This is a genomic window from Myxococcus sp. CA039A (assembly GCF_013336645.1).
Classification (GTDB): domain Bacteria; phylum Myxococcota; class Myxococcia; order Myxococcales; family Myxococcaceae; genus Myxococcus; species Myxococcus llanfairpwllgwyngyllgogerychwyrndrobwllllantysiliogogogochensis.
The window spans coordinates 1-5052 of sequence record NZ_JABUMQ010000511.1 but is presented as its reverse complement, the minus strand read 5'-3'; the positions used below and the strand labels follow the sequence as shown (position 1 = coordinate 5052).

The window sequence follows — 5052 nt, the reverse complement described above, 5'->3', positions numbered from 1 at the left end:
CCCCATCGCCTCCCTTCGCCCCGACCAGGAAGACAGACGCTGCCCTGCCTGCTCCGTCGGACTGTCGTCACGCGCGCCGGGCCCGCAGGTTCTTGCTGACAGAGGTGCAGCCGCGAGGAGGTCGTGATGATTCAGTCCGGCGAGGTGCGCGAGGGAATGACGGTGAGGACCGCGGACGGACGCAAGCTGGGACGCGTCGCCGCCGTCGGCGATATCCACTTCGAGCTGGAGCAGGGACTGGTGCCCATCCCCCGCCACGACTACCTGGTGGAGTACCGCGACGTGGACCACGTCAACGACGAGGACGTGTACCTGTCCCGCGCCGACCACCCGCTGCTGACGCTGGAGGTGGATGATGACGGCGGCGCGCTGCCTCCCCGCCACTCCAATGGCATGGACGCGGAGCCGGTGAACGTCTCCGCCCCGTCGGACGAGGACTCCGTGCGCCACTGAGCACCCTTGTGACTCGCGCTCCCACGTCGCGAGTGCGGGCTCCTCACGAGTGGGGGATTTCCGACCCGGCACGCGGGGCAAGCGTCCGGAATCATTCAGGTCGGACATCCCAGGAATGTCAGACCGTCAGGGTACACGGGCTCTCTTCGACCAGCGAGGCGAGTGGGTCCCATGCGACGTGTCCAGACATCCTTTCTCGGCGTGGCGTTCTTCGCGCTCGTGTTCTCGTGCAACTCCGGTCCGCGCGCGGACGGGGGCACGTTGGACATGGGCGTCGAGCCCCTGAGGCTGGCGACGCCGCGCAAGCTGCTGCCCTTCGTCCCGCTGGAGGACGGGCGCGTGCTGGCCGCCGGAGGCCATGACGGGCAGCGCACCCTGTCGAGCTGCGAGGTGTTCGAGCCGGAGACGGGGATGTGGAGCCTGACGGGCTCGATGCACAAGGCGCGTCGCAACCACGCGGTGGTGCGGCTCCTGGATGGCCGCGTGCTGGTGACGGGCGGCACGCAGGTGGTGGCGCCGGGCGCGCTCGCGGACGCGGAGGTGTACTCGCTGGCGTCGGGCCTCTGGACGCAGGTGGCGCCCATGTTCGAGGCCCGGAATGATCCCTCCGCGCTGCTGCTCCCCGACGGCCGCGTGCTCGTGGCGGGTGGCACCGACGCGGACCGCAGGCCGTTGCGCTCCGCGGAGCTGTTCGACCCGATGACGGGCACGTGGGCTCCCGCGACGCCGCCGGGCTTCGTGCGGGGCGGCGCCGGCACGGCGGTGATGTTGGCCCAGGGCAAGGCGCTCTTCGTGAGCGGCCTTCAGGCGGAGCTGTACGACGTGGCCACCGGGCGCTGGGAGAAGGCGGGCTTCGCGGGGGGCGCGGCGGGGACGCATCGACAGGGGCACTCGGTGACGCTGCTGCCGGACGGACGCGTGCTGGTGGTGGGCGGTGGCACCGCGCGCGCGTCGAGCACGGCCGAGGTCTACGACGCGCTGACGGGCCTGTGGACGCTGGTGGCGGCGCCGTCGGTGGCTCGCGAGCACCATGCCGCGGTGGTGACGCCCGAGGGCCAGGTGCTCGTGCTGGGCGGCGAGCATCCCATGGCGGGCGCGCTCGCGTCGGTGGAGCGCTTCGACCCGATGACGGGGCAGTGGGCCTCCGCTCCCGCGCTGACGGAGCCTCGCGGCCTGCCGGGCGCGCTGACGCTGCGGGACGGCTCGGTGCTGCTCGTGGGCGGCGCCAACGAGGTGGCGGGCATGCTCGACACGAGCGAGCAGTACCTGCCGACCGGCTGCGTCCCGGTGACGTGCGAGACGCGGGAGGCCACGTGCGGCGCGGTGCCGGACGGCTGTGGAGGAATGCTCGAGTGCGCACCGTGCGTCGTCGAGGGCTGTGACGCCCAGCAGTGCCGCGCCGAGGGACTCACTCGGCGCTGAGGCCGTCCCGTCCCGCGGGTGACAGGCCGGCCGATTCCCGGTGAGATGTGGCCATGCGGTGGCTCCTGTTCGCGATGTCCGTGGCGTGGCTGGGATGTGGCGGCGAGGACCCCTCGCAAATCACCTATGACGAGTGGGCCGAACGCGCCGCCACGGTGCAGTGCTCCCACGAGGCGCGGTGCGAGGGGTCCTCGCTGGACGAAGCGGCCTGCATGGCCCAGGTCCTCGAGCGCTACCGGCAGGTGGAGCCGGAGCTGGAGGACGCCACGGGCGCGAGGACTGGCTGCGTGCGGTGCATGCGCATCCGGACGGAGGTGCTGACCGCGTCGCTCGACAGCGAGTGCCAGCAGCCCGTGGCCACCTCGCGCATCGACGCGGCCTGTGGCGCCGACCAGCAGGCGTGCGCCGGCGCTCCCTGACCCGGCCCGCGCGCGCCCTGGCGCATCGCGCCAGCCCGCCCCCCGCGCGAAACCTCCTGTGACTGGCTGAGCACCGCCGCGCGGAAAGCCTCGCAAGACACGAAGCCCCCGGCCCTCGGCGCGCCACACGGCCGAGACGCCCCTGTCCGTGCGTGCCAGACTGCGCGGCCATGCGAACCCGCCTCCATCTCCTCGCACCGCTCATGCTGAGCACCGCATGTGCCTCCGTCTCCTCGCAGTCTCCGGACGCCACCGCCGTCGCGACGGCGAAGGCCTCCGTGCCGGAGCGCCCCTTCGGCACCCTGCGTGAGCAGGCCGACCGTCAGCAGGCCTGGCTGCGCGAGCGCATGGACACGGCGCTTCCCCAGCTCATGCGCAAGTACGGCATCGAGATGTGGGTCGTCCCCATGCGCGAGTACAACGAGGACCCCGTCTTCAAGGCGCTCGTGTCGCCCACCACGTTCGCCGCGCGCCGCCGCACCATCTACGTGTTCCATGACCTGGGCCCGGAGAAGGGCGTGGAGCGACTGGCGCTCGGCGGTGGCCCGCAGGGCGGCGTCTATGTCCCGCGTCGCGCCCAGCAGCAGGTGAGCCATGGCGGCGAGGGCCTGCGTCAGGCGGAGCTGTGGGGCCCGGACCAGTGGCTGGTGCTCAAGCAGGTGCTGGAGGAGCGAAAGCCCCAGAGCATCGCGCTCGACATCTCCCGCACGTTCGCCTTCGCCGACGGCCTCTCCCATGGCGAGTACGAGGGCATGGCCCAGGCGCTCGGCCCCGACTGGGTGAAGCGCTTCAAGCCCGCGGAGGGCCTGCCCGTGGACCTCATCGCGTGGCGCATCCCCGATGAAGTCCGCTTCTACGAGGACGAGACGAAGCTCGCCTGGAACATCATCGAGACGGCCTTCTCCAACCAGGTCGTCACCCCCGGCGTCACCCGCATCTCCGACGTGGAGTGGTGGATGCGCCAGCGCCTGGCGGACCTGGGCCTGGACACCTGGTTCCAGCCGTCCGTGGACGTGCAGCGCCAGGGCGTCACCGAGGAGCAGCTCGGCGAGGACCCCGTCATCCAGCGCGGCGACGTGCTCCACTGCGACTACGGCGTCACCGCGCTGCGGCTCAACACCGACACCCAGCACATGGGCTACGTGCTGCGCGAGGGTGAGACGGACGTGCCCGCGGGCCTGAAGGCCGCGCTCAAGACGTCCAACCGCCTCCAGGACATCGTCTTCGAGGAGCTGCGCCCTGGCCGCACCGGCAACGAGGTCCTCAAGAGCTCCCGTCAGCGCATGACGTCCGAGGGCATCGACGGCACCATCTACTCGCACCCCATTGGCCTGCACGGCCACGGCGCGGGCGCCATGGTGGGCCTGTGGGACCGGCAGGAGGGCGTGCCCGGCAACGGCGACCACAAGGTCATGGCGAACATGTGGTACTCGATTGAGCTCCAGGCGACGAGCCCCGTGCCCGAGTGGAACAACCAGCGCGTGCGCTCCGCCCAGGAAGAGGACATCACCATCGACGCGGAAGGCCGCGTGCACTGGGCCTGGAAGCGGCAGACCGACTTCCACCTGGTGCGCTGAAGTCGCTGCTCGCTCGCGGGCTCCCGTCCTTCCGTCCTCACAAGGCGCGGGAGCCCGTCGGTGCGCCGGTCAGCGCGGGGTGCCCGTCAGCGACTTGAGCAGCTCCACCAGCGCGCGCTTCTCCGCGTCCGTCAGCTCCAGCGGGACGATGGTGACGGTGCGCTTGCCCGTGAAGGAGCCCTCCGGGTTGCCGCCGTCGTTGTAGAAGTCGACGACCTCCTCCAGCGAGGCCTGCGCGCCCGTGTGCATGTACGGCGCTGTCAGCGCCACGTTGCGCAGCGACGGCGTGCGGAACGCGCCCTCCAGCTCCTCCTGCTTCGCCTGGGAGCGCAGCGTGCGCAGCCGCAGCGCGTCCGCGCCGTTCGGGTCGTCGCTGTGCCTGCTCGAGGCGTTGAACTCCCAGTCCAGCAGCGCGTTGAGCACCGCCCACTGTCCGCCCGCGCCGGGGCCCCGGTCCTCCAGGCCCACGTTGTGGAACAGCTCGTCCGTCAGTGAAGGCCCCTTGTGGCAGACGATGCACTGCCCCTTGCGCACGAAGGTCTTCAGCCCCAGGTACGCCGGGTCGCCCTCCGCCGAGCCGGCCTCCGCCGCGGCGATGAAGCGCTTCACGTCCGTATCGAAGGGCGCGTCCACCTGCATCAGTACCCGCTCGTACGCCGCCATCAGCTTGCCCACGTTGGCCATCAGCACCGGCGCGGCCACGCCCGAGGGCTCCACGCCGAACAGCGTCTGGTAGCGCGTCCGGTAGGACTCCTCCGCCTGGAGCCTCGCCCGCACCACCTCCGCGTCCGAGTCCATCTCCACCGGATTCGTCAGCGGCAGAATCGCCTGCGACCAGAGCGAGTCCGCCCGCCCGTCCCACATGAACCAGCGGTTGTGCCGCACGTTCAACACCGTGGGCGGGTTGCGCTCCGTGCGCTGTCCGCCGCAGCCCTCCGCCGTCGCCGTGTCCACCGTGCGACCATCGCCGGAGTGGCAGCTGTCGCAGGACACCGTGCCGCAGCGAGACAGGCCCGTGTCCCTGAACAAGTCATGTCCCAGCTCCTGGGCCACCGGCAGGCCGTCCACCTTGTTGGTGGCGTCCAGGCGCGGGTGGCTCGACAGCGAGTGCAGGCTGCGAAGCTGGTCCAGCTCGTCGAGCGTGGGGAACGGTTCTTCCGACTCACACGCCCACCCCAGCC

General features: G+C 71.3%; 5 protein-coding genes. 4 read left to right on the top strand and 1 reads right to left on the bottom strand.

Going from position 1 to position 5052, the window contains the following annotated elements; translation table 11 throughout:
- The first annotated feature begins 126 nt into the window (after nt 1-126).
- The 4 genes from HR086_RS44635 to HR086_RS44620 all read left to right on the top strand — a co-directional run bounded on the left by HR086_RS44635 (nt 127) and on the right by HR086_RS44620 (nt 3871).
- The gene (locus HR086_RS44635; RefSeq protein WP_141649317.1) at nt 127-453 is read left to right on the top strand and encodes a DUF2171 domain-containing protein; all 327 of its coding nucleotides are present in this window, start codon (nt 127-129) and stop codon (nt 451-453) included.
- 171 nt (nt 454-624) lie between these two features.
- Nucleotides 625-1875, top strand: a complete 1251-nt coding sequence (locus HR086_RS44630) for a kelch repeat-containing protein (RefSeq protein ID WP_174468697.1) — start codon at nt 625-627, stop codon at nt 1873-1875.
- A gap of 53 nt (nt 1876-1928) precedes the next feature.
- Nucleotides 1929-2294, top strand: coding sequence for a hypothetical protein (locus HR086_RS44625; RefSeq protein ID WP_174468696.1), 366 nt, complete (start codon nt 1929-1931; stop codon nt 2292-2294).
- 170 nt (nt 2295-2464) lie between these two features.
- Entirely contained in the window at nt 2465-3871 is a 1407-nt protein-coding gene (locus HR086_RS44620; RefSeq protein ID WP_174468695.1) for a M24 family metallopeptidase, read from the top strand.
- Between the two features lie 69 nt (nt 3872-3940).
- Here HR086_RS44620 and HR086_RS44615 read toward each other — a convergent pair whose 3' ends face one another.
- On the bottom strand, nt 3941-5050 hold the full coding sequence (locus HR086_RS44615) for a cytochrome-c peroxidase (protein ID WP_174468694.1): 1110 nt from the start codon (nt 5048-5050) through the stop codon (nt 3941-3943).
- Nucleotides 5051-5052 lie beyond the last annotated feature (2 nt).

Coding starts and splice junctions, on each gene's coding strand:
- HR086_RS44635 (WP_141649317.1), top strand. CDS start 127: ATGATTCAGTCCGGCGAGGTGCGCGAGGGAATGACGGTGAGGACCGCG.
- HR086_RS44630 (WP_174468697.1), top strand. CDS start 625: ATGCGACGTGTCCAGACATCCTTTCTCGGCGTGGCGTTCTTCGCGCTC.
- HR086_RS44625 (WP_174468696.1), top strand. CDS start 1,929: ATGCGGTGGCTCCTGTTCGCGATGTCCGTGGCGTGGCTGGGATGTGGC.
- HR086_RS44620 (WP_174468695.1), top strand. CDS start 2,465: ATGCGAACCCGCCTCCATCTCCTCGCACCGCTCATGCTGAGCACCGCA.